This window comes from Pseudomonas sp. R25(2017) (assembly GCF_002112565.1).
GTDB lineage: Bacteria > Pseudomonadota > Gammaproteobacteria > Pseudomonadales > Pseudomonadaceae > Aquipseudomonas > Aquipseudomonas ekonensis.
This window is the reverse complement of the sequence record NZ_NEHZ01000008.1, coordinates 218,671-244,098: the sequence shown is the minus strand read 5'-3', so window position 1 is coordinate 244,098 and position 25,428 is coordinate 218,671. Positions and strand designations below refer to the sequence as shown.

The 25,428-nt window shown below is 64.2% G+C and carries 24 protein-coding genes and 1 pseudogene; 18 read left to right on the top strand and 7 right to left on the bottom strand.

The features are described from left to right. Positions 1-21: 21 nt before the first annotated feature. A complete protein-coding gene (locus CAG31_RS13125; protein WP_085581666.1) occupies positions 22-2,304 on the top strand; it encodes a bifunctional diguanylate cyclase/phosphodiesterase in 2,283 nt (760 codons plus the stop codon). Here CAG31_RS13125 and CAG31_RS13120 read toward each other — a convergent pair. Beyond that, positions 2,195-3,091 (bottom strand): NAD(P)-dependent oxidoreductase, encoded by an 897-nt coding sequence (locus CAG31_RS13120; protein ID WP_170929958.1) that lies wholly within the window; start codon positions 3,089-3,091, stop codon positions 2,195-2,197. The two genes, CAG31_RS13125 and CAG31_RS13120, sit on opposite strands and share 110 nt — an antisense overlap. Before the next feature lie 196 nt (positions 3,092-3,287). Here CAG31_RS13120 and CAG31_RS13115 point away from each other — a divergent pair, with 196 nt between their 5' ends. Further along, positions 3,288-5,492, top strand: coding sequence for a hypothetical protein (locus tag CAG31_RS13115; RefSeq protein ID WP_085581664.1), 2,205 nt, complete (start codon positions 3,288-3,290; stop codon positions 5,490-5,492). 318 nt (positions 5,493-5,810) lie between these two features. Here the strand turns inward: CAG31_RS13115 and CAG31_RS13110 are convergent, their stop codons facing one another. Next, the gene (locus CAG31_RS13110) at positions 5,811-6,116 is read right to left on the bottom strand and encodes a DUF2288 domain-containing protein (protein ID WP_085581662.1); all 306 of its coding nucleotides are present in this window, start codon (positions 6,114-6,116) and stop codon (positions 5,811-5,813) included. 351 nt (positions 6,117-6,467) lie between these two features. Between CAG31_RS13110 and CAG31_RS13105 the strand changes: the two genes are divergently transcribed. The 9 genes from CAG31_RS13105 (at position 6,468) to CAG31_RS13065 (ending at position 14,282) form a co-directional block, all read left to right on the top strand. Continuing rightward, positions 6,468-7,595 (top strand): branched-chain amino acid ABC transporter substrate-binding protein, encoded by a 1,128-nt coding sequence (locus CAG31_RS13105; RefSeq protein WP_085581660.1) that lies wholly within the window; start codon positions 6,468-6,470, stop codon positions 7,593-7,595. Between the two features lie 228 nt (positions 7,596-7,823). After that, complete coding sequence (gene livH / locus CAG31_RS13100; protein ID WP_085581658.1) at positions 7,824-8,747, top strand: high-affinity branched-chain amino acid ABC transporter permease LivH; 924 nt, start codon at positions 7,824-7,826, stop codon at positions 8,745-8,747. Then, the gene (locus tag CAG31_RS13095; protein ID WP_085581656.1) at positions 8,744-9,997 is read left to right on the top strand and encodes a high-affinity branched-chain amino acid ABC transporter permease LivM; all 1,254 of its coding nucleotides are present in this window, start codon (positions 8,744-8,746) and stop codon (positions 9,995-9,997) included. The genes livH and CAG31_RS13095 overlap by 4 nt, the downstream gene beginning before the upstream one ends. Then, positions 9,994-10,761 carry a high-affinity branched-chain amino acid ABC transporter ATP-binding protein LivG gene (gene livG, locus CAG31_RS13090; RefSeq protein WP_085581654.1) on the top strand — a complete coding sequence of 256 codons (768 nt, stop codon included), beginning with the start codon at positions 9,994-9,996 and terminating at the stop codon, positions 10,759-10,761. Before CAG31_RS13095 ends, livG begins: the two co-directional genes overlap by 4 nt. Next, positions 10,762-11,463 carry an ABC transporter ATP-binding protein gene (locus tag CAG31_RS13085; protein ID WP_085581652.1) on the top strand — a complete coding sequence of 234 codons (702 nt, stop codon included), beginning with the start codon at positions 10,762-10,764 and terminating at the stop codon, positions 11,461-11,463. It abuts the gene before it with no gap. Positions 11,464-11,838: 375 nt separating this feature from the next. After that, on the top strand, positions 11,839-12,144 hold the full coding sequence (locus CAG31_RS13080; protein ID WP_085581650.1) for a DUF2282 domain-containing protein: 306 nt from the start codon (positions 11,839-11,841) through the stop codon (positions 12,142-12,144). Positions 12,145-12,169: 25 nt separating this feature from the next. Beyond that, the gene (locus CAG31_RS13075) at positions 12,170-13,057 is read left to right on the top strand and encodes a DUF692 domain-containing protein (RefSeq protein ID WP_085581648.1); all 888 of its coding nucleotides are present in this window, start codon (positions 12,170-12,172) and stop codon (positions 13,055-13,057) included. Continuing rightward, on the top strand, positions 13,054-13,812 hold the full coding sequence (locus CAG31_RS13070) for a DUF2063 domain-containing protein (RefSeq protein WP_085581646.1): 759 nt from the start codon (positions 13,054-13,056) through the stop codon (positions 13,810-13,812). Before CAG31_RS13075 ends, CAG31_RS13070 begins: the two co-directional genes overlap by 4 nt. Beyond that, positions 13,809-14,282, top strand: coding sequence for a DoxX family protein (locus tag CAG31_RS13065; RefSeq protein ID WP_085581644.1), 474 nt, complete (start codon positions 13,809-13,811; stop codon positions 14,280-14,282). The genes CAG31_RS13070 and CAG31_RS13065 overlap by 4 nt, the downstream gene beginning before the upstream one ends. A 115-nt stretch (positions 14,283-14,397) precedes the next feature. On the opposite strand, the gene CAG31_RS13060 is transcribed toward CAG31_RS13065, so the two are convergent. Continuing rightward, on the bottom strand, positions 14,398-15,306 hold the full coding sequence (locus CAG31_RS13060; RefSeq protein ID WP_085581642.1) for a LysR family transcriptional regulator: 909 nt from the start codon (positions 15,304-15,306) through the stop codon (positions 14,398-14,400). Positions 15,307-15,410: 104 nt separating this feature from the next. Between CAG31_RS13060 and CAG31_RS13055 the strand changes: the two genes are divergently transcribed. From CAG31_RS13055 to CAG31_RS13045, 3 genes are all read left to right on the top strand, one after another. Then, positions 15,411-16,010: a short chain dehydrogenase gene (locus tag CAG31_RS13055; protein WP_085581640.1), complete on the top strand. Its 600-nt coding sequence runs from the start codon at positions 15,411-15,413 to the stop codon at positions 16,008-16,010. Positions 16,011-16,069: 59 nt separating this feature from the next. Then, positions 16,070-16,723, top strand: coding sequence for a COG3650 family protein (locus CAG31_RS13050; RefSeq protein WP_085581638.1), 654 nt, complete (start codon positions 16,070-16,072; stop codon positions 16,721-16,723). Positions 16,724-16,817: 94 nt separating this feature from the next. Further along, positions 16,818-18,431 (top strand): NAD(P)/FAD-dependent oxidoreductase, encoded by a 1,614-nt coding sequence (locus CAG31_RS13045; protein ID WP_085581635.1) that lies wholly within the window; start codon positions 16,818-16,820, stop codon positions 18,429-18,431. Between the two features lie 126 nt (positions 18,432-18,557). On the opposite strand, the gene CAG31_RS13040 is transcribed toward CAG31_RS13045, so the two are convergent. Then, positions 18,558-19,652: a PLP-dependent cysteine synthase family protein gene (locus tag CAG31_RS13040; protein WP_085581633.1), complete on the bottom strand. Its 1,095-nt coding sequence runs from the start codon at positions 19,650-19,652 to the stop codon at positions 18,558-18,560. Between the two features lie 246 nt (positions 19,653-19,898). Between CAG31_RS13040 and nhaA the strand changes: the two genes are divergently transcribed. The 3 genes and pseudogenes from nhaA (at position 19,899) to CAG31_RS13025 (ending at position 22,645) form a co-directional block, all read left to right on the top strand. After that, positions 19,899-21,080 carry a Na+/H+ antiporter NhaA gene (gene nhaA / locus CAG31_RS13035; RefSeq protein WP_085581632.1) on the top strand — a complete coding sequence of 394 codons (1,182 nt, stop codon included), beginning with the start codon at positions 19,899-19,901 and terminating at the stop codon, positions 21,078-21,080. A gap of 159 nt (positions 21,081-21,239) precedes the next feature. Beyond that, positions 21,240-22,424: pseudogene (locus tag CAG31_RS13030) on the top strand (S-type pyocin domain-containing protein). Positions 22,425-22,435: 11 nt separating this feature from the next. After that, entirely contained in the window at positions 22,436-22,645 is a 210-nt protein-coding gene (locus CAG31_RS13025; protein ID WP_170929959.1) for a hypothetical protein, read from the top strand. Between the two features lie 90 nt (positions 22,646-22,735). Here the strand turns inward: CAG31_RS13025 and CAG31_RS13020 are convergent, their stop codons facing one another. Then, positions 22,736-23,200, bottom strand: a complete 465-nt coding sequence (locus tag CAG31_RS13020; RefSeq protein WP_085581628.1) for a glycine zipper 2TM domain-containing protein — start codon at positions 23,198-23,200, stop codon at positions 22,736-22,738. A gap of 168 nt (positions 23,201-23,368) precedes the next feature. On the opposite strand from CAG31_RS13020, the gene CAG31_RS13015 reads away from it, so the two are divergent. Next, positions 23,369-23,605, top strand: coding sequence for a hypothetical protein (locus CAG31_RS13015; RefSeq protein ID WP_085581626.1), 237 nt, complete (start codon positions 23,369-23,371; stop codon positions 23,603-23,605). A 5-nt stretch (positions 23,606-23,610) separates the two neighbouring features. On the opposite strand, the gene pdxH is transcribed toward CAG31_RS13015, so the two are convergent. Both pdxH and CAG31_RS13005 read right to left on the bottom strand, forming a co-directional pair. Continuing rightward, on the bottom strand, positions 23,611-24,258 hold the full coding sequence (pdxH, locus tag CAG31_RS13010; protein WP_085581624.1) for a pyridoxamine 5'-phosphate oxidase: 648 nt from the start codon (positions 24,256-24,258) through the stop codon (positions 23,611-23,613). A 24-nt stretch (positions 24,259-24,282) separates the two neighbouring features. Next, on the bottom strand, positions 24,283-25,383 hold the full coding sequence (locus CAG31_RS13005) for an OmpA family protein (protein WP_085581622.1): 1,101 nt from the start codon (positions 25,381-25,383) through the stop codon (positions 24,283-24,285). Between the last annotated feature and the right edge of the window lie 45 nt (positions 25,384-25,428).

The window sequence follows — 25,428 nt, the reverse complement described above, 5'->3', positions numbered from 1 at the left end:
CACTCAGAGACGGGGCATGCTATGGAGTGGCTTGGTTTACAGTTCGTTGCCGAGTTGCCGCAGAGCGGGCAGGTCATCCTCAATTGCACACATGACGCCTTGCTGGTGCTGGTGGCCTACCTCGTCGCCTGCGCGGCGAGCTTCGCCACCCTCGACATGGCCGAACGGGTCGGGCACGCCGAAGATCCGGCCTCGCAGCGCTTCTGGCGCTGGATCGGCGCCCTGTGCCTGGCCGGCGGCATCTGGGCCATGCACTTCATCGGCATGCTGGCGTTCCAGGCGCCGATCGACATCCAGTACGACCTGCCCGTCACGCTGTTTTCCCTGCTGATCGCGCTCTTCGCCTCGTGGCTGGCGATGCACACCCTGAGCGAGGCGCAACCGAGCCTGCTGCAATACCTCAAGACCGCCGTCGTCATCGGCCTGGGCATCGCCGGCATGCATTACGTCGGCATGGCGGCCATGCGCTCCGCCGCCACGGCCTGGTACGACCCCACCCTGTTCACGGTGTCGATCCTGATCGCCATCGGCGCCAGCTTCGCCGCATTGTGGGTGGCCGGCCGCCTGCGCGACGGCGCCGGCCTGTACCTGCAACTGCTCAAGTACGCGGCGGCGCTGATCCTCGGCGCCGGCATCCTGAGCATGCACTTCACCGGCATGGCCGCCCTGCAACTGGTGCTGCCGGAGAACAGCCTGCCGGCGTTGCCGCCGCAGTCCGGGCACATGCAACTGGGTCTCACGGTGGCGCTGATCACCCTGCTGATCCTCGGCAGCGCCATCAGCGCGGCGCTGGCCGACAAGAAACTGCAGCACAAGGAAAACGACCTGCGCCGGGTCAACACCCTGCTCACCCAGCTGGACCAGGCGCGCATGTCATTGCAGCAGGTGGCCAACTACGACGCGTTGACCAACCTGATCAACCGCCGCGGCTTCAATCAGATCTTCGCCGAAAAGCTCAGCCAGAAGACCAAGGAAGGCGGAATGCTGGCGGTGATGTTCCTCGACATCGACCATTTCAAGCGCATCAACGACAGCCTCGGCCACGACGCCGGCGACGAGCTGCTCAAGGTCATCGCCCGGCACATAAAAGGATCGGTGCGCAGCCATGAGGACGTGGTCGCCCGGTTCGGCGGCGACGAATTCTGCATCCTCATCGGCCTGCGCGACCGTGAGGAGGCGCGCAACCTGGCCCAGCGCATCATGCACAAGATGAAGGAGCCGATCGAACTGGCCGGGCGGCGGATGGTGATGACCACCAGCATCGGCATCAGCCTGTTCCCGGAGGACGGCACCACCTGCGAAGAGCTGCTCAAGCACGCGGACCTGGCGCTGTACCAATCCAAGGGCGCCGGGCGCAACGGCCTGCACTTCTTCAACGCCAACCTGAAGAACCGCGCCACCCTGGAACTGCAGCTGGAAGAGGAACTGCGCCTGGCCCTGCGCGAGGAGAACGGCCTGACCCTGCATTACCAGCCGATCCTCGAGCTGCGCAGCGGCCGGGTCACCAAGCTTGAGGCGCTGGTGCGCTGGCAACATCCGGTGCACGGCCTACTGACCCCGGACCGGTTCATCGCCATCGCCGAGACCAACGGCCTGATCGCCGAGCTGGACAACTGGGTGCTGCGCAAGGCCTGCGAAGACCTGGGCGAGTTGTCCCGCCACGGCTGCGACGAACTGAAGATCGCGTGGAACTGCTCGCCGCTGAACCTGGCGCGGGAAGAGCTGGCCGACGAGATCGAAACCGCCCTGCGCACCGCCGGGGTCTCACCCGAACGGCTGGAGCTGGAGGTCACCGAAAACGCCTTGATGGGCAACATCGCCAACACCCTGGTGCTGCTGCGCCAGATCCGCGCCCTCGGCGTGTCGCTGTCGATCGACGACTTCGGCACGGGCTACTCGTCGCTGGCCTACCTCAAGCGCCTGCCGCTGAACACTCTGAAGGTCGACCGCTCGTTCATCCTCGACATCCCCAAGGCCACCGCCGACATGGAGATCGTCCAGGCGATCATCGTCATGGCCCACACCCTTCACTTGCAGGTGGTCACCGAAGGCGTGGAAAGCCTGGAGCAATACGAATTCCTGGAGCGCTCGGGCTGCGATTTCATCCAGGGCTACCTGCTCAGCCGCCCGGTGCCGCTGAGTGAACTGCGGCCGGTGCTGGAGGAAATCGACCAGCGCAAGCACGCCCACACGGTCAATCCGCTGAGTCGGGCCCACGGTACATCTGCACCAGTGTCGCTGGATCCTGCTGCAAAAAGCCCTGGCTCCCATGCAGGCGCATCAGTTGTGCGGCCAATCCGCTGAGCGGCGTGGCCGAACCGGTCTCCCGGGAAAACTTCACTGCCGTGTCCAGATCTTTGAGCAGCGTGCGCACGTGCCACTTCACCGGCTCGAAGCGGCTGGCGGCCATCTGCGGGGCGAGGATCTGCAACGGCTTGGAATCGGCGAACCCGCCGGCCAGGGCTTCGGCGATCAGGCCCGCATCCACCCCGGCACTTTCGGCCAGCGCCACCACTTCGGCGATCACCAGGGCATTGCAGGCCACGATCATCTGGTTGCAGGCCTTGGTCACCTGGCCTGCGCCGACGCCGCCCATATGGGTCACGCGCTGGCCCAGGCTCATCAGCGCCGGGCGCACCCGCTCAAGGTCCGCCGCCTCGCCGCCGACCATGATCGCCAGGCTGCCGGCCTCGGCGCCGGCCACCCCGCCGGACACCGGCGAATCGAGCCAGCCCATGCCGGTGCGGCCACGGAGCTCGGCGGCCATCTCGCGGGTGGCGGTGGGCTCCAGGCTGGAGAAGTCCACCAGCAACTGACCGCCCTTCGCGCCTTCGGCGATGCCCGCCGGGCCGAACACCACCTCGCGCACCACCGCCGTGTCGGCCAGGCACAGCATCACCACATCGGCCTGAGCGCACAGTTCGGCGGGGGTCGCCACCTGCCGGGCGCCGGCTTCCACCAGCGGCGCGCATTTGGCCGGGTTGCGATTCCACACCGTCAGCGGATAGCCCGCGGCCAGCAGCCGCCGGCACATCGGCAGGCCCATCAGGCCGATCCCGGCGAACCCCAACGAAGGTAGCGTTGACATCATTTAGCCTCCTTTTTATTAAAGATCGCCGAATCATGGCCGATCCATCATCAATCAGGAAAGGATTCCCCCGGACGACACCCAGGCCAACGGCCCGGAATCCGGGCCAAACACGCGCAGCAAACAGACGCGAGATTCCATTCCGTGAGGTTCGGCGACAGCGGTCGCCGGGCCAACCAGTCCAGGTAAATGGCGCCCAATGACTTCCAAGAACAATCCGGCCACTGCGGTATCCGATCTGACCCTGAGCCCGGCGGCGAACAGCCCGTCGCCATCGCCGTCGAAGCCATTGCCACCCTCGCGTCCGCTGGGCACCCAGCAGTACCTGTACTTCACCGAAACCAACACCGACCGCATCCTCGACAACCTCGACGGCCTGCGTGACCTGGTGTTCCCGCGCCCGCCGCACCTGGAAGGCGACAACGAACAGCACAACGACCAGGAATTCCCGTCGGTGTGCCTGATCGGCCTGGGCCGCTGCGGCTCCAACATCGCCCTGGACGTGGCGGAGCTGGTGTACAACGCGCGCAAGTTCTACCTCAACGAATTCAACAACGAGGACCGGGCCGTCGACCGCCGCCTGGCCGACAAGGGCTACAGCCCGGCCCAGTGGATCCGCACCAACCTGCGGATCGGCCCGAACAAGGCCAGCAAACCGGTGTTCCTGGTGGAGCCGCTGGTGATGCTCGGCGACCTGGACAAGGACATCGCCGGGCGCATCCGCTTCTCGCGCAAGGGCGAGAAGACCGGGTTCCTGCGCGACTACAGCAAGATGAAGATCATGGACCTGTCCGAAGTCCACGCCGGCGGCGCGGGCAACGCACCGATCCTGGGCCAGTACCTGGCCAAGATCATCCTGAACAAGGACACCCAGCGCTTCTCCAGCCCCGACTGGAAAATGATCCACTCGTACCTGATCGACAGCTGCGGCATCAAGGCCAACCAGTCGCGCCTGTACTTCTCGATCTTCAGCGCCGGCGGCGGCACAGGCTCCGGCATGGCCTCGGAATTCGGCCTGGCCCAGCAGCACTCGTACATGAACAAGACGTTCGACACCAAGCCGATGGACGAGCACGACGGCAAGAGCGGCCACTCGTTCGTGTTCGAGCCGATCTTCACCAGCGGCATTTGCGTGCTGCCGAACATCTCCGACCACCGCAGCGAAATGTCCGAAGCGTTGCACATCAACGCCGGCCGCCTGCTGTGCAAGTACCTGTCGGAAGAATGGGATTTCTCGTACAACTTCGCCAACGAAGACAGCAGCGAAGCCAGCGTCATGGGCCGCATCCGCCCTTGGAACGCCATGATGCTGATCTCCAACGACATCATGCGTTACGCCGAAGAGAACGATGACGGCAACATCCAGAACATTGACGTCAATGCGATGGAGAAGCACGCCAACCAGTACATCTCGCAGCAGATCTTCAACATCCTGACGGCGCAGGCGGTGACCACCGACTACGACCAGAACTACTTCCGCCGCGCCGGCATCGACATCGGCGAGACCATCCGCCTGGACGCCAACGACCTGTTCATGAGCCTGGCGGGCCCTGTGGCCATCGCCTACGCCGAGTCCGTGGTGCCGGAGACCCCGCCGCCGAGCAGCGACAAGTTCAAGGTGTTCGACAAGGAGCCGCAGCGCCTGAACATCGACGACCTGTTCTTCCGCTCCATCGACCTGCCGCACTTCAACAAGGTCACCCAGGCCATCGAAGGCATCAGCCTGCTGCCGATCGAGTCCAAGCGCTACCGCGCCTCGCTGGAGCAGTACAAGAACTCCGGCTACGACGCGGCGGCCCTGCACGACCTGCACTTCTTCAAGAACTGCTCGTCGGTGGTCTCGATCGTCTCGCTGCCCAAGGACTACAAGCTGTCGTACATGGACCTGAACCGGTTGAAGACCCACCTCAACAGCCTGTTCCCCAACACCACGCTCAAACGCTACGCGCTGGTGATCGGCGCCTCGGCCAACTTGTCGCTGACCACCCTGATCGCCAAGAGCCCGTGCCTGTCGGACGACTTCCTGACCCTGATCGTGGCGTTCATCAAGCGTTGCTTCGCGAAGAACCCGTACCGCTTCGACGAGACCCTGGACAACTCGATCCTGGACTTCATCGTCCACGAGGACTTCGACGAAGACCGCATCGACGACCTGCTCAACGAATTCGAGAACCCGGCGAAGATCCTCGACACCAACTGGTACGCGATCAAACCGATGTACGAGAAGAAGTACCGCGAGCTGATCAACGACAAAGAGAAGTTCGTCTCGATCAACGACATCCGCCTTTCCCGCGATTGCGTGAAGAAAGCGATCAAGTACCTGCGCGAGATCTACCGTCACCGGATCGGCAAGACCAAAGTCATCTCGCTCAACAGCCATACCGGGCGCACCTACTCGGCCTGACTACAGACCGAGTTGCCCCCTTCGCCGGCAAGCCGGCTCCCACAAGATCCAGGTGAACACCATTATTGTGAGCGCCACCAAACCTGTGGGAGCTGGCTTGCCAGCGATGGGGCCAGAAAACACCCTCAAAATTTCAGCCCTTCAAACATCCAGAAACAATTGAGCAGCCCTCAGGCTGCCCGATGAACTGTTCCCGTTACGTTTACGTCACCGTGATGCCACCTCCGCTTGTGGCATTTCTCTACGGCAACGTGCCATCACGCTACTCGGCTACACACTTTTCGCCGACGACATCACGCACACAATCGGTGCACGCTGTCACTCCGTCGCCCTTTCCTGGATCAGAATCCACGGCCGCACCACCACTGCCCACATCTCGGGGTCGCGCCCGAAAATGTCCAGCGCCCGCGTTTCAGAGAGCTTGGCGACCTTCTCGGCGGCCAGCCAGGCGGCCACTTTCTCGCCCTCGTCCGACGCCACGGCCTCGGCGACCGCGATCAGATCCAGCCCGGGATCGACCCACAATAGGGCACCCTGGGCATAGAAGCGCTCCAGCTCTTTCCAGCGGATCGATGCGGTTTCACCAAGCAGCTTGGCATAGAGGGTGCTAGGTTCTTGATTCATGGGACTGTCCGGAAAAGAAATCGGCGCGAATGATAACGTCGGTGGTCCGGCAGAAAAACCCGGTAGGAAACGGCTGTACCGAACGAAAAGAGCAGGAACGCCAAGGAATGCCGATGATTGGGGCATAAGCCCCCTGAACGCCCCGCCGCAATTCTGTCTTTTTCTTTCATCAAAGCGACACCCTCAGGATTTGCCCCCTGGCGCCAGCTTCCCAGGCCAACGACCGGCGCTCTACACTGTACCGGTACAGTTGCCGGGGGCATTTCCGGAAGGTATCGCAAAGATATCGGACCCGGTTCTGCTGCTACGGCGCCAGGACTCTAAAAAATACAACAGCAAGAGTGGAGCACTATGACTAAGGCTACTAAGCAGATTTCCAAACTGTTTGCCGCTATGGTTCTGGCCGGGGTGGCCAGCCATTCGTTCGCCGCCGACACCATCAAGATCGGTATCGCAGGTCCCAAGACCGGCCCGGTGACCCAGTACGGCGACATGCAGTTCGTCGGCGCCAAGCAAGCCATCAAGGACATCAACGCCAAGGGCGGCGTCGACGGCAAAATGCTCGAAGCCAAGGAATACGACGACGCCTGCGACCCTAAACAAGCCGTGGCCGTAGCCAACAAAGTGGTCAACGACGGCGTCAAGTTCGTGGTCGGTCACCTGTGCTCCAGCTCCACTCAGCCTGCTTCGGACATCTACGAAGACGAAGGCGTGATCATGATCACCCCGGCGGCCACCAGCCCCGACATCACCACCCGTGGCTACAAGCTGGTGTTCCGCACCATCGGTCTGGACAGCGCCCAGGGCCCTGCGGCCGGCAACTACATCGCCGACCACGTCAAGCCGAAGGTCGTCGCGGTCCTGCACGACAAGCAGCAGTACGGTGAAGGCATCGCCACCGCCGTCAAACAGACCCTGGAGAAGAAAGGCATCAAGGTTGCCGTCTTCGAAGGCCTGAACGCCGGTGACAAGGACTTCTCCTCGATCATCCAGAAACTCAAGCAAAACAACGTCGACTTCGTCTACTACGGCGGCTACCACCCTGAGCTGGGCCTGATCCTGCGCCAGTCCAAGGAAAAGGGCCTGAACGCCAAGTTCATGGGTCCGGAAGGCGTCGGCAACGACTCCATCTCGCAGATCGCCCAGGACGCTTCCGAAGGCCTGCTGGTGACCCTGCCGAAGTCCTTCGACGCCGACCCTGCGAACAAGGCCATCGTCGACGCCATCAAGGCTGACGGCAAGGATCCGAGCGGTCCGTTCGTGTTCCCGGCCTACTCCGCCGTCGAACTGATCGCCGAAGGCATCAAGGCCGCCAAGTCCGAAGACACCGCCAAGGTGGCCGAAGCCATCCACGCCGGCACCTTCAAGACGCCGACCGGCGAGCTGTCCTACGACGCCAAGGGCGACCTGAAGGACTTCAAGTTCGTGGTCTACCAGTGGCACTTCGGCAAGCCCAAGACCGAAGTTTCCCCTCAGTAAGCCTGGCATTACTGGTCAGTGAGCCCACTGTGCGAGCAGTGGGCTTTGTTTTACGAGGTTTATGGGCCAGTCGCCCGCGATCCGGGCGCTGGTTCACCTGAAAATCTTAAAACCGTCACCAGCGGTTCGCTGGCAAACGCTCCGTGCAAATGTGGCCACAGAACACAGCACAGGGCCGGAACATGACTCCACCAGTGAAATGCGTATCGGGTTTTTAGGAGCGCTGTAATGCCTGAGATCTATCATTTTTTCCAACAGCTGGTTAATGGACTGACCATTGGCAGCACGTATGCGTTGATAGCCATTGGCTACACAATGGTTTACGGCATCATTGGAATGATTAACTTCGCCCATGGCGAGGTCTACATGATTGGTTCCTACGTGGCCTTCATCGCCCTTGCCGGGCTGGCCATGATGGGCATCCACTCACTGCCGCTGCTCATGACCGCCGCGTTCATCGCGTCGATCGTCGTCACCAGTGCCTACGGCTACAGCATCGAACGCGTCGCTTACCGCCCCCTGCGCGGCAGCAACCGTCTGATCCCGCTGATCTCCGCCATCGGCATGTCGATTTTCCTGCAGAACACCGTGCTGCTGTCCCAGGACTCCAAGGACAAATCCATCCCCAACCTGATTCCGGGGAGCTTCTCCTTCGGTCCGGGCGGCGCCGAGGAAGTCCTGATCTCCTACATGCAGATCCTGGTCTTCGTCGTGACGCTGATCGCGATGCTCGGCCTGACCACGTTCATCTCCCGTTCCCGCCTGGGCCGCGCCTGCCGCGCCTGCGCCGAGGACATCAAGATGGCCAACCTGCTGGGCATCAACACCAACAACATCATTGCCCTGACCTTCGTCATCGGTGCCGCGCTGGCCGCGGTCGCCGCCGTGCTGCTGAGCATGCAGTACGGCGTGATCAACCCCAACGCCGGCTTCCTGGTGGGCCTGAAGGCCTTCACCGCAGCGGTCCTGGGCGGCATCGGCAGCATTCCGGGCGCGATGCTCGGCGGGCTGGTGCTGGGTGTGGCCGAAGCGTTCGGCGCCGACATCTTCGGCGACCAATACAAGGACGTGGTGGCGTTCGGTCTCCTGGTCCTGGTCCTGTTGTTCCGGCCGACCGGCATCCTGGGCCGTCCGGAGGTTGAGAAAGTATGAGCAAACATCTTAAACAAGCGCTGTTCAGCGCCCTGCTGGTCTGGGCCGTCGCCTTCCCTGTCCTCGGCCTCAAGCTGAGCATCGTCGGCATCAACCTCGAAGTGCACGGCACCGGCCCGCTGACGCTGACCGTCATCGCCCTGTGCTCGGTGCTGATGTTCCTGCGGGTGCTGTTCAGCGAACAGTTCAGTGCGCTGATGCGCACCGACCGCGGCCCGCTGGTCTCGCCCAAGGTCAGTCAGTTCCTGACCCTGCCGCGCACCCAGCGCTGGATCATCGTCGGCCTGATCGTGGTCGCGCTGATCTGGCCGTTCTTCGGCTCGCGCGGCGCGGTGGACATCGCCACCCTGATCCTGATCTACGTCCTGCTGGGCCTGGGCCTGAACATCGTGGTGGGCCTGGCCGGCCTGCTCGACCTGGGCTACGTGGGCTTCTACGCCGTGGGCGCCTACAGCTACGCGCTGCTGTCGCACTACTTCGGCTGGAGCTTCTGGCTGTGCCTGCCGATCGCCGGCCTGATGGCGGCCACCTTCGGCTTCCTGCTGGGCTTCCCGGTGCTGCGCCTGCGCGGTGACTACCTGGCCATCGTGACCCTGGGCTTCGGTGAGATCATCCGTCTGTTCCTGCGTAACCTCACCGACCTCACCGGCGGCCCGAACGGCATCAGCAACATCCCCAAGCCGACCTTCTTCGGCCTGAGCTTCGAACGCTCGGCCAGCGAAGGCATGCAGACCTTCCACGAGTTCTTCGGGCTGACCTACAACCCGGTGAGCAAAGTGGTGTTCCTGTACCTGGTGGCCCTGCTGCTGGCCCTGGGCGCGCTGTTCATCATCAACCGCCTGCTGCGCATGCCGATCGGCCGCGCGTGGGAAGCGCTGCGCGAAGACGAGATCGCCTGCCGCGCGCTGGGCCTGAACCCGACCGTGATCAAGCTCTCGGCCTTCACCCTGGGCGCCAGCTTCGCCGGTTTCGCCGGCAGCTTCTTCGCCGCGCGCCAAGGCCTGGTGACCCCGGAGTCGTTCACCTTCATCGAGTCGGCGATCATCCTCGCCATCGTGGTGCTGGGCGGCATGGGCTCGCAGTTGGGCGTGATCCTCGCCGCCGTGGTGATGATCCTGCTGCCGGAAATGATGCGTGAGTTCAGCGAGTACCGGATGCTGATGTTCGGTGCCCTGATGGTGCTGATGATGATCTGGCGTCCACAAGGTCTGCTGCCGATGCAACGCCCACACATGGAGTTGCGCAAATGAGCCGCGAGATCCTGAAAGTCGAAAACCTGAGCATGCGCTTCGGCGGCCTGCTGGCGGTCAATGGCGTGGCCCTGACCGTGAAAGAGAAACAAGTGGTGGCGCTGATCGGGCCGAACGGCGCGGGCAAGACCACCGTGTTCAACTGCCTGACCGGCTTCTACCAGCCCACCGGCGGCAGCATCCTGCTGGACGGCGAGCCGATCCAGGGCCTGCCGGGCCACAAGATCGCGCTCAAGGGCGTGGTGCGCACCTTCCAGAACGTGCGGCTGTTCAAGGAAATGACGGCCCTGGAGAACCTGTTGATCGCCCAGCACCGCCACCTGAACACCAACTTCCTGTCCGGTCTGTTCAAGACCCCGTCGTTCCGCAAGAGCGAGCAGGAAGCCATGGAGTACGCCGGCTACTGGCTGGACAAGGTCAACCTCAAGGAGTTCGCCAACCGTCCCGCCGGCACCCTGGCCTACGGTCAGCAGCGCCGCCTGGAGATCGCCCGCTGCATGATGACCCGTCCGCGGATCCTCATGCTCGACGAACCGGCGGCCGGCCTGAACCCCAAGGAGACCGAAGACCTCAAGGCGCTGATCAGCGTGCTGCGCGAAGAGCACAACGTCACCGTGCTGCTGATCGAGCACGACATGAAGCTGGTCATGAGCATTTCCGACCACATCGTCGTGATCAACCAGGGCACGCCCCTGGCCAACGGCACGCCGGAACAGATCCGCGACAATCCCGAAGTGATCAAAGCCTACCTGGGGGAAGCGTAAATGCTGCAGTTCGAAAACGTTTCCACCTTCTACGGCAAGATCCAGGCCCTGCACAGCGTCAACGTCGAAGTCCGCCAGGGCGAGATCGTGACCCTGATCGGCGCCAACGGCGCCGGCAAGTCCACCCTGCTGATGACCCTGTGCGGCTCGCCCCGGGCCCACAGCGGCAGCATCCGCTACATGGGCGAGGAACTGGTCGGTCTGGACTCGTCGCAGATCATGCGCAAGAGCATCGCCGTGGTGCCGGAAGGCCGCCGGGTGTTTGCCCGCCTGACCGTGGAAGAGAACCTGTCCATGGGCGGATTCTTCACCGACAAAGGCGACTATCAGGAACAGATGGACAAGGTCCTCGGACTTTTCCCGCGCCTGAAAGAGCGTTTCACCCAACGCGGCGGCACCATGTCCGGCGGCGAACAGCAAATGCTCGCCATCGGCCGCGCGCTGATGAGCAAGCCCAAGCTGCTGCTGCTCGACGAGCCGTCGCTGGGCCTGGCGCCGATCATCATCCAGCAGATCTTCGACATCATCGAACAGCTGCGCAAGGACGGGGTGACGGTGTTCCTGGTCGAGCAGAACGCCAACCAGGCGCTGAAGATCGCCGACCGCGCCTACGTGCTGGAGAACGGCCGGGTGGTGATGCAGGGCACCGGCGAGGCGCTGCTGACCGATCCTAAGGTGCGCGAGGCGTATCTGGGGGGGTAAGCGGTTGCGGTGAACAGGAAACGGCCCTTCGGGGCCGTTTTTTTTGTGCCTGTCATTTACCGTGCTTGACTGTCAGAAATTACAGGTACCTAGATCCGTTCACGATGACCGCCCGGCGCTTATGCCCGGGTGCTCTATACGACTCAAATCCACTGTAGGAGCGAGCCTGCTCGCGATGGCGGTGGGTCAGCCAACGAATTCGCCGACTGACGCGACGCCATCGCGAGCAGGCTCGCTCCCACAGGAAAAATCGGCGCATCGAAGATTTTTCGAAAAAAATTCGGGATCGCGTGTAACGCATCGCGAGGTCGTTTCTCTAGTGGGGCAAGCAAGCGCACTTCGCTTGCAGAACCCAAACCCAACCGGAGAAACACCATGACCGCCACCACCCGCACCCTGTCCGCCACCGCCCTCGTCCTGGCCCTCGGTTCCGCCCTGAGCCTGGCCACTGTCTCCACCGCCCACGCCGCCGACGACAACATGGAGAAATGCTTCGGCGTGGCCATGAAAGGCAAGAACAACTGCGCCGCCGGCCCAGGCACCACCTGCGCCGGCACCGCCAAGATGGACTACCAGTCCAACGCCTGGAAACTGGTGCCGAAGGGCACCTGCACCACCACCGAGAGCAAGACCTCGCCGACCGGCTTCGGCCAGCTCGAAGCGTTCAAGGCCAAGGCCTGATCCGACGGCTGCCCGAGTGTCGATCATGATCACATCCTGCGACCATGCCCTCCCCCGCACTCGGGCAGCCCTCACCGGGCTCCCGGCCCGTGCCGGCCTGGGGCTCAAGACCGGGCACTTCGATGAAGTGCTCGACACCCGCCCGGACATCGGCTTCTTCGAGGTCCACGCCGAAAACTACATGGTGGCCGGCGGCCCGTTCCATCACTTCCTGGGGCTGATCCGCGAACGCCATCCGCTGTCGCTGCACGGCGTCGGACTGTCCATCGGCGGCGAAGGCCCGCTGGACGCCCGGCATCTCCAGCGTCTGGCGGCGCTGATCGAACGCTACCAACCCCATGCCTTTTCCGAACACCTGGCCTGGTCGAGCCACGGCCCGGTGTTCCTCAACGACCTGCTGCCCCTGGCCTACGACACACCGACGCTGAACCGCGTCTGCGACCACATCGACCAGGTGCAAAACGCCCTCAAGCGGCCGATGCTGCTGGAAAACCCCGCCACCTACCTGGCCTTCCGGCACTCGACCTTCGACGAGGCAGACTTCCTCCACGAAATCATCCGGCGCAGCGGCTGCGGCCTGCTGCTGGACGTCAACAACGTCTACGTTTCCTGCATCAATCATCAGCGCGATCCGCTGGCCTACCTTGAGGCGCTGCCGCTGCACGCGGTCGGCGAGATCCATCTGGCCGGTTTCGCCGAAGATGCCGACAGCCTCGGCGACCGCCTGCTGATCGACGACCATGGCGCCCCCGTCGACCAGGCAGTCTGGGCCCTGTACCGGCAAGCGCTGCAACGCACCGGCCCGGTGGCGACCCTCATCGAACGGGACAATCACGTCCCGGCCTTCAATGTGTTGCTGGCCGAGGCGCGCCAGGCCGATGAGATGCTGCTGGCCGCAGGGGGGCACCCATGAGCGATCAAGCTGTGTTCAGCGCAGCCTTGCTCGATAGCCGCCAGCCCTGCCCCGAAGGCCTGTGCAGCGCCAACGGCGCCGACCCGGCGAGCCGTTTCGCGGTGTACCGCAACAACGTGCAGAGCTCGTTGATCAGTGCCCTGGCCGACAGCTACCCGGTGGTGGCCGAACTGGTCGGCGACGATTTCTTCCGGGCCATGGCCGCGCTGTTCCTGCAGGATCAACCGCCCCGCAGCCCGGTCATGAGCGAGTACGGCGAAGGCCTGGCGGACTTCATCGAGGGTTTCGAACCCGCCGCCGGTGTGCCTTATCTGGCGGATGTCGCCCGGCTGGAACGCCTGCGCACCGTCGCCTATCACGCCGCCGATGCCCCGCCGCTGCCCCATGAGCGGATCGCCGACGCCTTCGCCGATCCCGGCATCGTCAACGATCTGCGCATCGGCCTGCATCCCTCGCTGCACCTGCTCGATTCGGCCTTCGCCGTGGTGGACATCTGGGCTGCGCACCAGCAGGACGCAACGCTGGCCGGGATCGACCTGGCCTGTGCGCAGCACGCGCTGATCCTGCGCCACGGCCTCGACGTCGAGGTGTTCGCCCTCGAGCCCGGCGCAAGCCGCTTCATCCGCTGCCTGCTTCACGGCCAACCGCTGGGGCAGGCACTGGCGGACCTTCCGGCCTTCGACCTCAGCCAGACCCTGGCCCTGCTGATCAGCCGAAACGCCATCACCCACTTGAACCCCAAGGTGTCGCCATGAGCCACTTGATCGCCCGCGCCATCGCGCTGCTGGAACGGATTCCCCACAGCCTGATCGCCTTCATCGCGCGTTTTTCCATTGCCGCGGTGTTCTGGAAATCCGGACAGACCAAGGTCGAAGGCCTGGCCATCGACCTGATCGACGGCACCTTCGAACCCGGCTGGCCGCACCTGGCGGACTCGACGGTGCCGTTGTTCCAGAGCGAATACCACGTGCCGCTGCTGTCGCCGGAACTCGCCGCGCACCTGGCGGCGTTCGCCGAGCACTTCTTCCCGATCCTGATCCTGCTCGGTTTCGCCACCCGCTTTTCGGCGCTGGCGCTGCTGGGCATGACCCTGACCATCCAGTTGTTCGTCTACCCGGACGCCTACCCGACCCACGGCACCTGGGCGGCGCTGTTGCTGTACCTGATGGCGACGGGGCCTGGCAAGCTGTCGATCGACCACCTGATTGCCCGGCTGAACAAATGACTGCCTGTGTGGGAGCGAGCCTGCTCGCGATGGCGGCGGGTCAGTCAGTACATGCGTCGGCTGACACAGCGCCATCGCGAGCAGGCTCGCTCCTACAGGGATGGCGGCCTGGCCGCTAAAGCCTGTCCAGCGCCTCGCCGCTGCGCTTGAACCAGCCGACCAGGTAGTCCGCCAGCACCTGGGTGCGCTTGGGCAGCCCGCCCTGATACGGATGCACCAGGTACATGGGCATGCGCCGGGTCTGGAAATCCCGCAGGAGCCATCGCAACCGACCGTCAGCCAATTCCGTCGGCAACAGGTACGACGGCAGCCGGGCGATGCCGGCGCCAGCCAGCGCCGCCTTCTTCAGCAGGTTGTAGTGGTTGCTGGCAAACGGCCCGGACACCTTCACCCGAAGCAGTTCGTGCCGCTGGTGGTACAGCCATTCCTCGCGGCCGCTGTAGTGGCTGTTGAGCAGGCAACGGTGCTCGGCCAGCGCCTGCGGAGTCGCCGGCTCGCCGTAGCGTTCCAGGTAGGCCGGACTGGCGCAGGTCATTTCCTGCCAGGCCAACAGTGGCCTGGCCACCAGCCGCTCGTCGTTGGCCACGTCGGTGCGCACGGCCAGGTCAAAGCTGTCCCGGGCCAGGTCACGGAAGTTGTTGTTCAGCTCCAGTTCGATCTGCACGTCGGGGTACTTCTGCGAAAACTCCAGCAACAGGCCGTCGAAGAACGTCTCTCCCAGGGACACCGGCACCGTCATGCGCACCGGGCCGGCCATGTCGTCCTTGAGCCGCGCCAGCGCCTGACGCGCGCGCTCCGCCTGGGCGACCAGCGCCTGGGCCTGCGGCAACAGCGCCGCGCCCGCCGCCGTCAGGCTCAGGCGACGGGTCGTGCGCTGCAGCAAGACCACGGAAAACTGCGCCTCCAACTGACTGATGCGCTTGGACAACTGCCCCTTGCTGCAGCCCAGCCGCTGCGCCGCCAGGGTGAAGCTGCCGGCCTCGATCAGCACGGCGAACGCCGCCAGATCATCCATTTCGCTCATGGATTGTTTCCACCTGAAAACCAAAGGTTGCCCATTAGTGCGCTTATCTGCGGAAAAAACCACTCTAGACTCAAGGCTCGTTCAATCACTTGAGGCAACCCACGATGAAAATCCTGTTGATCGGCGCCGGCGGCACCATCGGTTCGGCCGTGGACAAAGAACTGTCGCAACGCCATGAAATCATCCGCATCGGCCGCAGCAGCGGCGATTTCCAGGTCGACATCAGCGACAGCGCGTCGATCCGCCAACTGTTCGAAAAGACCGGCAAGTTCGACGCGCTGGTCTGCGCGGCCGGCAACGTCACCTTCGCCGCGCTGAACGAAATGAGTGAAGACAGCTTTGCGCTGGGCCTGAAAGACAAGCTGATGGGCCAGGTGAACCTGCTGCTGATCGGCCGCGAGTTCGCCAACGACGGCGCGTCGTTCACCTTCACCTCCGGCGTGCTCAGCCATGACCCGATCCGCACCGGCGCCTCGGCGGCGCTGGTCAACGGCGCCCTCGACAGCTTCGTGCGCGCCGCCGCGATCGAACTGCCGCGCGGCCTGCGGGTGAACTCGGTCAGCCCGACCGTGCTGGTGGAAGCCATGGGCAGCTACGCCCCATACTTCCGGGGCTACAAGCCGGTTCCTGCGGTGGACGTGGCATTGGCCTACGCCAAAAGCGTCGAGGGCTTGCAGACAGGTCAGACCTTTCACGTGGGCTGACCCCTTGTGATGAACGGTCAGGCTGCGTAACGTGGCGGCACCTGACTGGAGAGCCAAAGATGCGTGTCGCCCGTTCGTTGATCGTTGTTGCCTTGCTGCCGTTGTTTGCCGCGTGCCAGTTGTTCGACGGGGCGCGGCAAAGCGCCTCGCACGTCGGCCAGGTTCGGATGCAGGGCCAACTGATCGCCGCCGACGGCAAGCTGATGTTCGAGTCCTGCCAGGACCGGCGCCGCTATGAGGTCAACGACGTCGGCGGCACCAGCGTCCTGCAGGAGGCCGCCACCCTCGCCGACGAGCAGGGCAAGCTGTTCGCCGACGTGCGCGGCAAGGTCGCCGGCGACCGGCTCGACCTGGCCCGACTGTACCGCGTCGAGCGCTCGGGCACTGCGTGCGACGATCCGAACTTCAAGCTGCTGATCCTGCGCGCGGCCGGCCATGGCCCGGAGTGGAGCGTGAAAGTCAGCGGCAAGGGCATGGCCATCGACCGCGAAGGCCAACCGCCCCTGGCCGTGCCTTACGTCGAGGAGCAACTGGGCGACGGCCGCTTCAACCTCAGCAGCGAGGCCGACAACCGTCGGATCGAGCTGTGGGTGGCGCCGCAGCGCTGCGTCGACGGCCGCACCGGCAGCGTGCAGCCCATGAGCGCCGAGTTGCGCATCGACGGCAAGGCCGAGCGCGGTTGCGCGTATTTCGGCGGCTCCCGCGACGACTGATCGTTTAACCTCACGGGATCCGGCCGATGCGGCGTATAATCGCCGCCTTCAAACGCCCTGGCGCAGTTGTGCGCCCCGCGAACCGGATCCTGCCATGTTACGAATCACCGAACTCAAGCTGCCGCTCGACCATCCCGACGAAGACCTGCGCACCGCCATCGTGCAGCGCCTGGGGGTCGCCAGCGATGACCTGCTCGACTTCACCCTGTTCAAGCGCAGCTACGATGCGCGCAAGAAATCCTCCGAACTGAGCTTCATCTACACCATCGACCTCAACGTGCGCGACGAGGCCAAGGTGCTGGCGCGCTTCGCCGACGACCGCAACGTCAACGAGGCCCCGGATGTCAGCTACAAGTTCGTCGGCCAGGCGCCGGCCGACCTGAGCGAACGGCCGATCGTGGTCGGCTTCGGCCCGTGCGGCATCTTCGCCGGCCTGCTGCTGGCGCAGATGGGCTTCAAGCCGATCATCCTGGAGCGCGGCACCGAAGTGCGCCAGCGCACCAAGGACACCTGGGGCCTGTGGCGCAAGAGCGTGCTCAACCCCGAGTCCAACGTGCAGTTCGGCGAAGGCGGCGCGGGCACGTTCTCCGACGGCAAGCTGTACAGCCAGATCAAGGACCCGAAGTTCCTCGGCCGCAAGGTGCTGCACGAGTTCGTCAAGGCCGGCGCGCCGGAAGAGATCCTCTACGTCAGCAAGCCGCACATCGGCACCTTCCGCCTGACCGGCATGGTCGAGACCATGCGTGAAGAGATCCGTGCCCTGGGCGGCGAAGTGCGCTTCCAGCAACGCGTCACCGACGTGCTGATCGAAGACGGCCAACTGGTCGGCGTCGAACTGGCCAGCGGCGAGATCCTGCACTCGAAACACGTGGTTCTGGCCCTGGGCCACAGCGCCCGCGACACCTTCCGCATGCTCCACAGCCGTGGCGTGTTCATGGAGGCCAAGCCGTTCTCGGTGGGTTTCCGCATCGAGCACCCGCAGTCGCTGATCGACCGCGCGCGGCTGGGCAAGTACGCCGGCCACCCGAAACTCGGCGCCGCCGACTACAAGCTGGTGCACCACGCCAAGAACGGCCGCTCGGTCTACAGCTTCTGCATGTGCCCGGGTGGCACTGTGGTGGCGGCGACCTCCGAGCCGAACCGGGTGGTCACCAACGGCATGAGCCAATACTCGCGCAACGAGCGCAACGCCAACTCCGGCATCGTCGTCGGCATCACCCCTGAGGTCGACTATCCGGGCGGCCCGCTGGCGGGGATCGAGCTGCAGGAACGCCTAGAGTCCCACGCCTTTATCCTCGGCGGCAGCGACTACAAGGCACCGGCGCAACTGGTCGGCGACTTCATCGCCGGCAAGCCGTCCACCGAACTGGGCGAGGTCGAGCCTTCCTACAAGCCGGGCATTTCGCTGGGCGACCTGGCCCTGGCGCTGCCGGACTTCGCCATCGAGGCGATCCGCGAAGCCCTGCCGGCGTTCGAGAAGCAGATCCGCGGCTACTCGCTGCACGACGCGGTGCTGACCGGGATCGAGACCCGCACCTCGTCGCCGCTGCGCATCACCCGCAACGAGTCGTTGCAGAGCCTGAACGTGAAGGGGCTGTTCCCGGCCGGCGAAGGCGCAGGCTATGCCGGCGGGATCCTGTCGGCGGGCGTCGACGGCATCCGCATCGCCGAAGCCGTGGCCCGCGACATCCTGGGCCTGGAGGCCTGACGGAGCCACCGCAAAACCTGTGGGAGCGAACCTGCTTGCGATGGCGGAGCATCAGTCAATGGATGAGTTGGCTGATGTACCGTCATCGCGAGCAGGCTCGCTCCCACTTTGTTTGGTGCGACTGCCTCAGATGTTGGCGCGCAGCACCGATTCCGGCAGCGCCTCGCCCCGCTCGGCGCTCGCCGCCACTGCCGCGATCAGCCCGTCCAGCGCATACCCCTGGGCCTTGAGCCAGGCCGGGTCGTAATAGGTGTCGGCATAGCGCTCGCCGCCGTCGCACAGGATCGCCACGATCGACCCCGTCTCCCCCGCCGCCTTCATCTGCTGGGCCGCCATCAGCGCGCCGATCAGGTTGGTGCCGCTCGAACCGCCCACATGCCGTCCCAGACGCTTGGCCAGGTAATGCATGGCCGCCAGCGACAGGGCGTCCGGCACCTTGACCATCGCATCGATCACCTTGGGCAGGAACGACGCCTCGACCCGCGGCCGGCCGATGCCCTCGATCCGCGAACCGTGGCTCAGGCGCAGACTCGCGTCGCCGGTCCGGTAGAAATCGAAGAACACCGAACGCTCGGCATCGGCGCACAGCACGCGGGTGCAGTGCTGACGGTAGCGCACGTAACGGCCCAGGGTCGCGGTGGTGCCGCCGGTGCCGGGGCTGGAGATCAGCCAGGCCGGCGTCGGGTGCTGCTCGTAGCGCATCTGCTGGAAGATCGATTCGGCGATGTTGTTGTTCGCCCGCCAGTCGGTGGCGCGCTCGGCGTAGGTGAACTGATCGATGAAGTGGCCGTCGTGCTCGCGGGCCAGACGCTCGGACTCGGCGTAGATCTGCGTCGGGTCGTCCACCAGATGGCTCTGGCCGCCGTAGAAGGCGATCTGGGCGATTTTCTCCTTCGACGTGGTCGCCGGCATCACCGCGATGAACGGCAGGCCCAGCATGCGGGCGAAATACGCCTCCGAAATCGCCGTCGAACCGCTGGACGCCTCGATCACCGGCGCCCCGGGCTTCAGCCAACCGTTACACAACGCGTAAAGGAACAGCGAACGGGCCAGGCGGTGTTTGAGGCTGCCGGTGGGGTGGCTCGACTCGTCCTTGAAGTACAGCTCGATGCCCGCAAACCCCGGCAGCGGCAAGGGGATCAGGTGGGTGTCGGCGCTGCGCTGGAAGTCCGCTTCGATGATTCGGATGGCTTCGCGGGCCCACTGTCGGTTGTCGCTCATGGCTGTCGTTCTCGTTGAATCGGGCAGGAATCGCCTTCGCAGGCTCAGTCCGCAAGCTTAGGAAAAATCCCTCACGATCAACAGATACAGCTGACCGCCAATACCTTTGGCAACTGCTAGGCTCAGCCCGCACCGTATCCCGCTCTGTAACGACATATAACAAAAAAGAATATAACTTTTGTTTTAACAACTAACGGTACGGGTTAGGGTGTCCCACCTTTTTGACAAATCCGATGGAGAGCGACCTTGCCTCTGCGTAGCACTTTCACGCGTTTCTTTCAGTTGGAAGCTGCCAGCGGTCTGTTGTTGATCGCTGCAGCCGTCCTGGCCCTGATGATCAACAACTCGCCGTTGTCGTGGCTGTACGCCGGCCTGCTCGACACCCCGGTGGTGGCGCAGGTGGGCGCGCTGAAGATCGCCAAGCCCCTGCTCCTGTGGATCAACGACGGCCTGATGGCGCTGTTCTTCCTGCTGATCGGCCTGGAAGTGAAGCGCGAGGTGCTCGACGGCCAGCTGTCGAAACCGTCGCAGATCGTCCTGCCCGGCGCGGCGGCCATCGGCGGCATGGTGGTGCCGGCGCTGATCTACTGGTTCCTCAACCGCGACAACCCGGCGGCCCTGGGCGGCTGGGCGATCCCGACCGCCACCGACATCGCCTTCGCCCTCGGCGTGCTGGCCCTGCTGGGCAAGCGGGTGCCGGTGTCGCTGAAGCTGTTCCTGATGACCCTGGCGATCATCGACGACCTGGGCGCCATCGTGATCATCGCGATCTTCTACTCCGGCGCGCTGTCGACCCTGTCGCTGGCCCTGGCGGCCGCGTGCATCGCGGCGCTGGTGGCGATGAACCGGCTCGGCGTGGTCAAGCTGGGGCCGTACATGATCGTCGGGCTGATCCTGTGGGTGTGCGTGCTGAAGAGCGGCGTCCATGCGACGCTGGCCGGCGTGACCCTGGCCTTCTGCATTCCGCTGCGCACCCGCAACGCCGAGCCGTCACCGTTGCTGAGCCTTGAACACGCCCTGCATCCCTGGGTGGCCTACGGCATCCTGCCGCTGTTCGCCTTCGCCAACGCCGGCCTGTCCCTGAGCGGCGTCACCGTCGAAAGCTTCACCCACCACGTGCCGATGGGCATCGCCGTCGGCCTGCTGCTGGGCAAGACCGTCGGCGTGTTCGGCCTGACCTGGCTGGCGGTCAAGACCGGCCTCGCCGCCCTGCCCCAGGGCGCCAACTGGGGCCAGGTGCTGGGCGTGGCGATCCTCTGCGGCATCGGTTTCACCATGAGCCTGTTCGTCGGCTCCCTGGCCTTCGTGCCGGGCGCCAGCGACTACGTCGGCATGGACCGGATGGGCATCCTGACCGGCTCGATCCTCGCGGCGCTGATCGGCTACGCCGTGACGGCGGCGGCGAGCAGGAAGACCGCGCTCACCTGAGCCCACCTGTAACAAGGGAGCCTGCTCCCTCGTTACACGCTCACGGCGAACAATCCCCACTTCATCGCAGATACGTCCTACAGCCACGCTTTGTTCCCTTCGCTAACGTCGTGCAGCCCCTTCGTCGGGGCTGTCGATGCATGAACGAAAGGACGATCAGTGGCTGGCAGAAAGGACATCCCCAAGATTCCCAACCCGCCGTCGGGCGACGGACATCTCATCACCCACCGCTACATGACGGCCACCGAACTGGCCGAGCGCGAGGCCCGGCAGAGCGCCTACGACGCCATGCTTGCGCGGCAGGCGGCTTTCGAACGCAGCCGCGAGACAGCCGCCGACAAGCCTGAACCGGTTCGCGCCGGTTGCGTGTTCGCCAAGTCCTGCAAATTGCCGGACGCGGTCATCGACTACGCCAATCCCTCCGGCATGGTGCCGACCGACAGCCTGAAGGACTACGGCGACCTGATCCTGCTCGGCGCCCGCGAGGCCGATGCCAGCGGCGGCGTGCCCCTCAGGAAAATCAGCGGCGCGGCCATCCCCGCAGGCCTGGGCACGTTCGCCCTCGCCGGTTCCCTGTTCGAAGCCTTGCCGACCGTGGCCGCCGGCACCGCTGCGGCCACGCTGACGGGACTGGTGGCATTGCTGATGCCGTTGAGCCTGGGCGACAGCGCGCTCTACACCGACGACCAACTGCGCGCCCTCAAACAGGCCCGCACCCGCGTGCGCCTGCGAATCGAACAGCAGGAGGACGGCAACCTCAAGGGTTACGGCTTCTACACCGGCAAGCACCGCGACTGGGAAATGGTCGACGTCGTGCAGTTCGCTCCGCGCGGCAACCAGTACACCGCAGACCTTGGCGAAGGCATTGAACTGATCTGGACACCGGCCAACGACGGCGCCGACACCCTCGGCATCCCGGCCCTGGAAGCCGCCCCGCAGGCGCCGCACATCTGGGTGTACCCGCCGACGGAAGCGGCGGACAGCATTCTGGTGAACCCGGTCTATCCGCCGGAATATCGGGATTTCATTCTGGTGTTTCCGGCGGATTCTGGGGTCAGGCCGGTTTACATTGTGGTGAGCGCTCCGCACGGCAACTACCATCAAAAGCCAAGTTTTCTACCTGCCTTTCCCGATGCGCGCTGGGCGACCCCAAAAACCCCGATAAAGGGAGGTGGAGGGTTACGTCCACGTTGGAAAGATAGAGACGGCACCATTTACGAATGAGACTTCCAGCATGGAGCGTTTGAAACATATACAAAGCGGGGGAAGCATCTTGGTGAGTTCAACCATGAAACGGGTGCTCAGACCAAACCTGCAGATCCAACCAGAAAGGTAGAACCATGAGACATCGGATAATGGGCGTCAAAAAGGGGGAGGATTTCCCGGAGTATGAAAAGAGCATTTCAATTGGTGCTGCAGAACTGAAAATCATCATGGGCTGGATCAATCAGGAGGAGAGCATGCATGACTATCGACTGACAGAGCAGCAAATGTGTGACATTGAGAAAGCGACCGCCCTGACTCTGCCGAGAAATCTCGATTTGTATTTGACCTCAGAGTCGTAAGGCTGAGCCCGGCCGCTTCGTGAACAATCAGCACACAAAGAAAAACCCCGACCGGTCACCCGGTCGGGGTTTTCTTCAACTGCAATCCGCTTAGTGCGAAACGCGGCTGGTGCCACCCACGGTGGAGATGCGTACGCGCTCGCCCACGCGGAACACTTCGTTCGGCTGCACTTCCTGCACGTAGGCGCGCATGCTGCCGTCGTCTTCGCGAACGGTGATTTCGACGCCCTGGGTGCGGGTCAGGCCTTCTTCGGCGGCGGAGCCGACCAGGCCGCCGGCCACGGCACCGATGACCGCCGCCACGATGCTGCCTTTGCCGCCGCCGATGGCGCTGCCGCCGACGCCGCCCACCGCTGCACCGGCGAGGCCGCCGATCGGGGTCTTGGTGCCTTCGATCTTCACCGGACGCAAGGATTCGATGGTGCCCATGCGAATCGTCTGCACGCGACGCGCTTCGTCACGGGAGTAGGTGTCGCCGGTCAGGCTCGACTGGCAGCCGGTGAGCAGCATCGCCATCGTGGAAAAGGAAGCAACCAGCAGGACAGACTTACGCATAGGATCAACTCCAAAGGACAGGTATTCATTAAACTCCGCAGCTTGACGCCTGTCACGGCGCCGCCCGGATAAAATTGGTTTCATTCAGGCCCGGTACAGGCGCCTCAAACGATTCACCCAACAGTAGCGCCAAAATCGGAAAACCGCGCCACAGCCCCAAGGATTTTCATGGATTACTTCATCATCGTCGCCACAACCGTTGCCGGTCTGTACTTCCATGGGTGGCTGTACGTGCGAATCAAACGCTGGATGGATCGCGATCTGGCATTGTCGCTGGCCGGCAAGGACGAAAGCAAACGCGCCTTCATGCTTGAACGCTTGGCACAGGCTCAAAAACAGAAGATCAAGCGTCGGGATCTGCCGCAGTGGCTCAAGGCCGCTGCGGCAGACTATCCCGAGCGGTAGACTGCCTACGGCGCCAGACGTTCCAGAATCCAGCCGGCGCCCTGCATGCGGTAGTTGAGGCGATCGTGCAGACGGCTCGTACGGCCCTGCCAGAACTCGATGCGCTCGGGAAGCAGACGGTAACCGCCCCAGTGTTCAGGGCAGTCCGGCTGGGTGTCGCTGAAGCGCTTCTCGGTGGCCTTGAGCAGATCCTCCAGTTCCCCCCGCCCGTCGATCACCCGGCTCTGCGGTGACGCCCAGGCGCCCAGGCGGCTGCCCAGCGGGCGCACCTGATAATACGCGTCGGACTCGGCCGGCGTGACCTTGACCACCCGGCCTTCGATCCGCACCTGGCGCTCCAGGGTAGGCCAGAAGAACGTCATGGCGGCGAACGGGTTCGCCGCCAGATGCTGGCCCTTGGCGCTGTCGTAGTTGGTGAAGAAGGTGAACCCCTGCTCGTCCAGGCCCTTGAGCAGCAGAATGCGGCAATGCGGACGGCCGTCCGCATCGACCGTCGCCAGGGTCATGGCGTTGGCCTCCACCGGCGCCTGTTCGGTTTTCACCGCGTCGGCGAACCATTGGTGAAACAACGCGAACGGCTCGGCCGGGGCTTGCGCCTCGGTCAGGCCGTCACGGGTGTAATCACGACGCATATCTGCCAGAGCCTGGGTCATGGCGCATTCCTTTTCGTTAACGGATCACTTCTTTGAAGTATCGGCCGCGGCGACTTTCTTGTCGGCCGTGGCGGCTTTGGCCGGTGCGGTCTTCTTCACCGGGGTTTTCTTGGCCGGAGCCTTGGCGGCGGCTTTCTTGGCCGGGGCCTTTTTGGTGGCCGGCACGGCGGCTTTCTTGGCGGCCGGGGCCGGCGTCACCGGTTTGGCGGCTGGCTTGACGTCTTGCGCGGCGACCATGGTCACCGGCTTCGGCGCCGGCATGTTGTATTTGCTCAGCAGCGCGACCATGGTGTTCTGCGGGGTCACCAGCAGCTCGACGCGACGGTTCAGGGCACGGCCTTCGGCGCTGTCGTTGGCCGCACGCGGCGCTTCGGAACCCATGCCGCGCAGCATCAGGCGGTCACGCTGCAGGCCGCTGAGGCGGAAGATCGCCGCCACGGCCTGGGCACGTTCCTGGCTCAGCTTGATGTTGGCCGGGGCGGCACCGGTGGTGTCGCTGTGGCCGAGCACCAGCACGGCGGTCTTGGGATCCGCTTCGAGGATCTTCGCCACGCGGGTGAACGGGCCGAGGGTGATCGGCAGCAGCATCGCCGGACGGTCCGGGTTGAACGAGCCTTCCACCGGCGCCGTCACCACCAGCACGTTTTCGCGGCGCTCCAGTTGCAGGTTGCTTTCCTTGATCGCCTCGCGCAGGCGCGGCTCGTAGTCGTCGAGCCAGGCCTGGGTGACTTTCGGGTCAGGCATCGGCGCGGCCTTGGCGCTGGTGTCCTGATCCTTGCCGCCGAACGGCCACCACCACTTGCCGCCCTTGTCAGCGTCGGCCTTGGCCACGGCGACCGGTTTGGCTTCGGGTTTCGCTTCAGGCTTGGCCTCGGCCTTGACGTCAGCCTTGGCGTCGTCGGAACCGAACGGCCAGTACCAATGGCTGCCGCTTTCGGACTTGGCCACAGGCGCAGTGACGGCGGGCTTCAGCGGTGCCGGGGCCGGTGCCGGCTCTTTCGCCGCGACCTTGTCGGAGGAGCCGAACGGCCACCAGCTGCCGCCGTCGGCGTCGCTTTTCGGGGTCTGAGCGCAACCGGTGATCGCAAAACACAGGGCCAGGGCGAGAGTTGGTTTGGAAGACATTGGAAACCCACAAAATGAAGTGATGAACAACCGGCACGGGTCGGC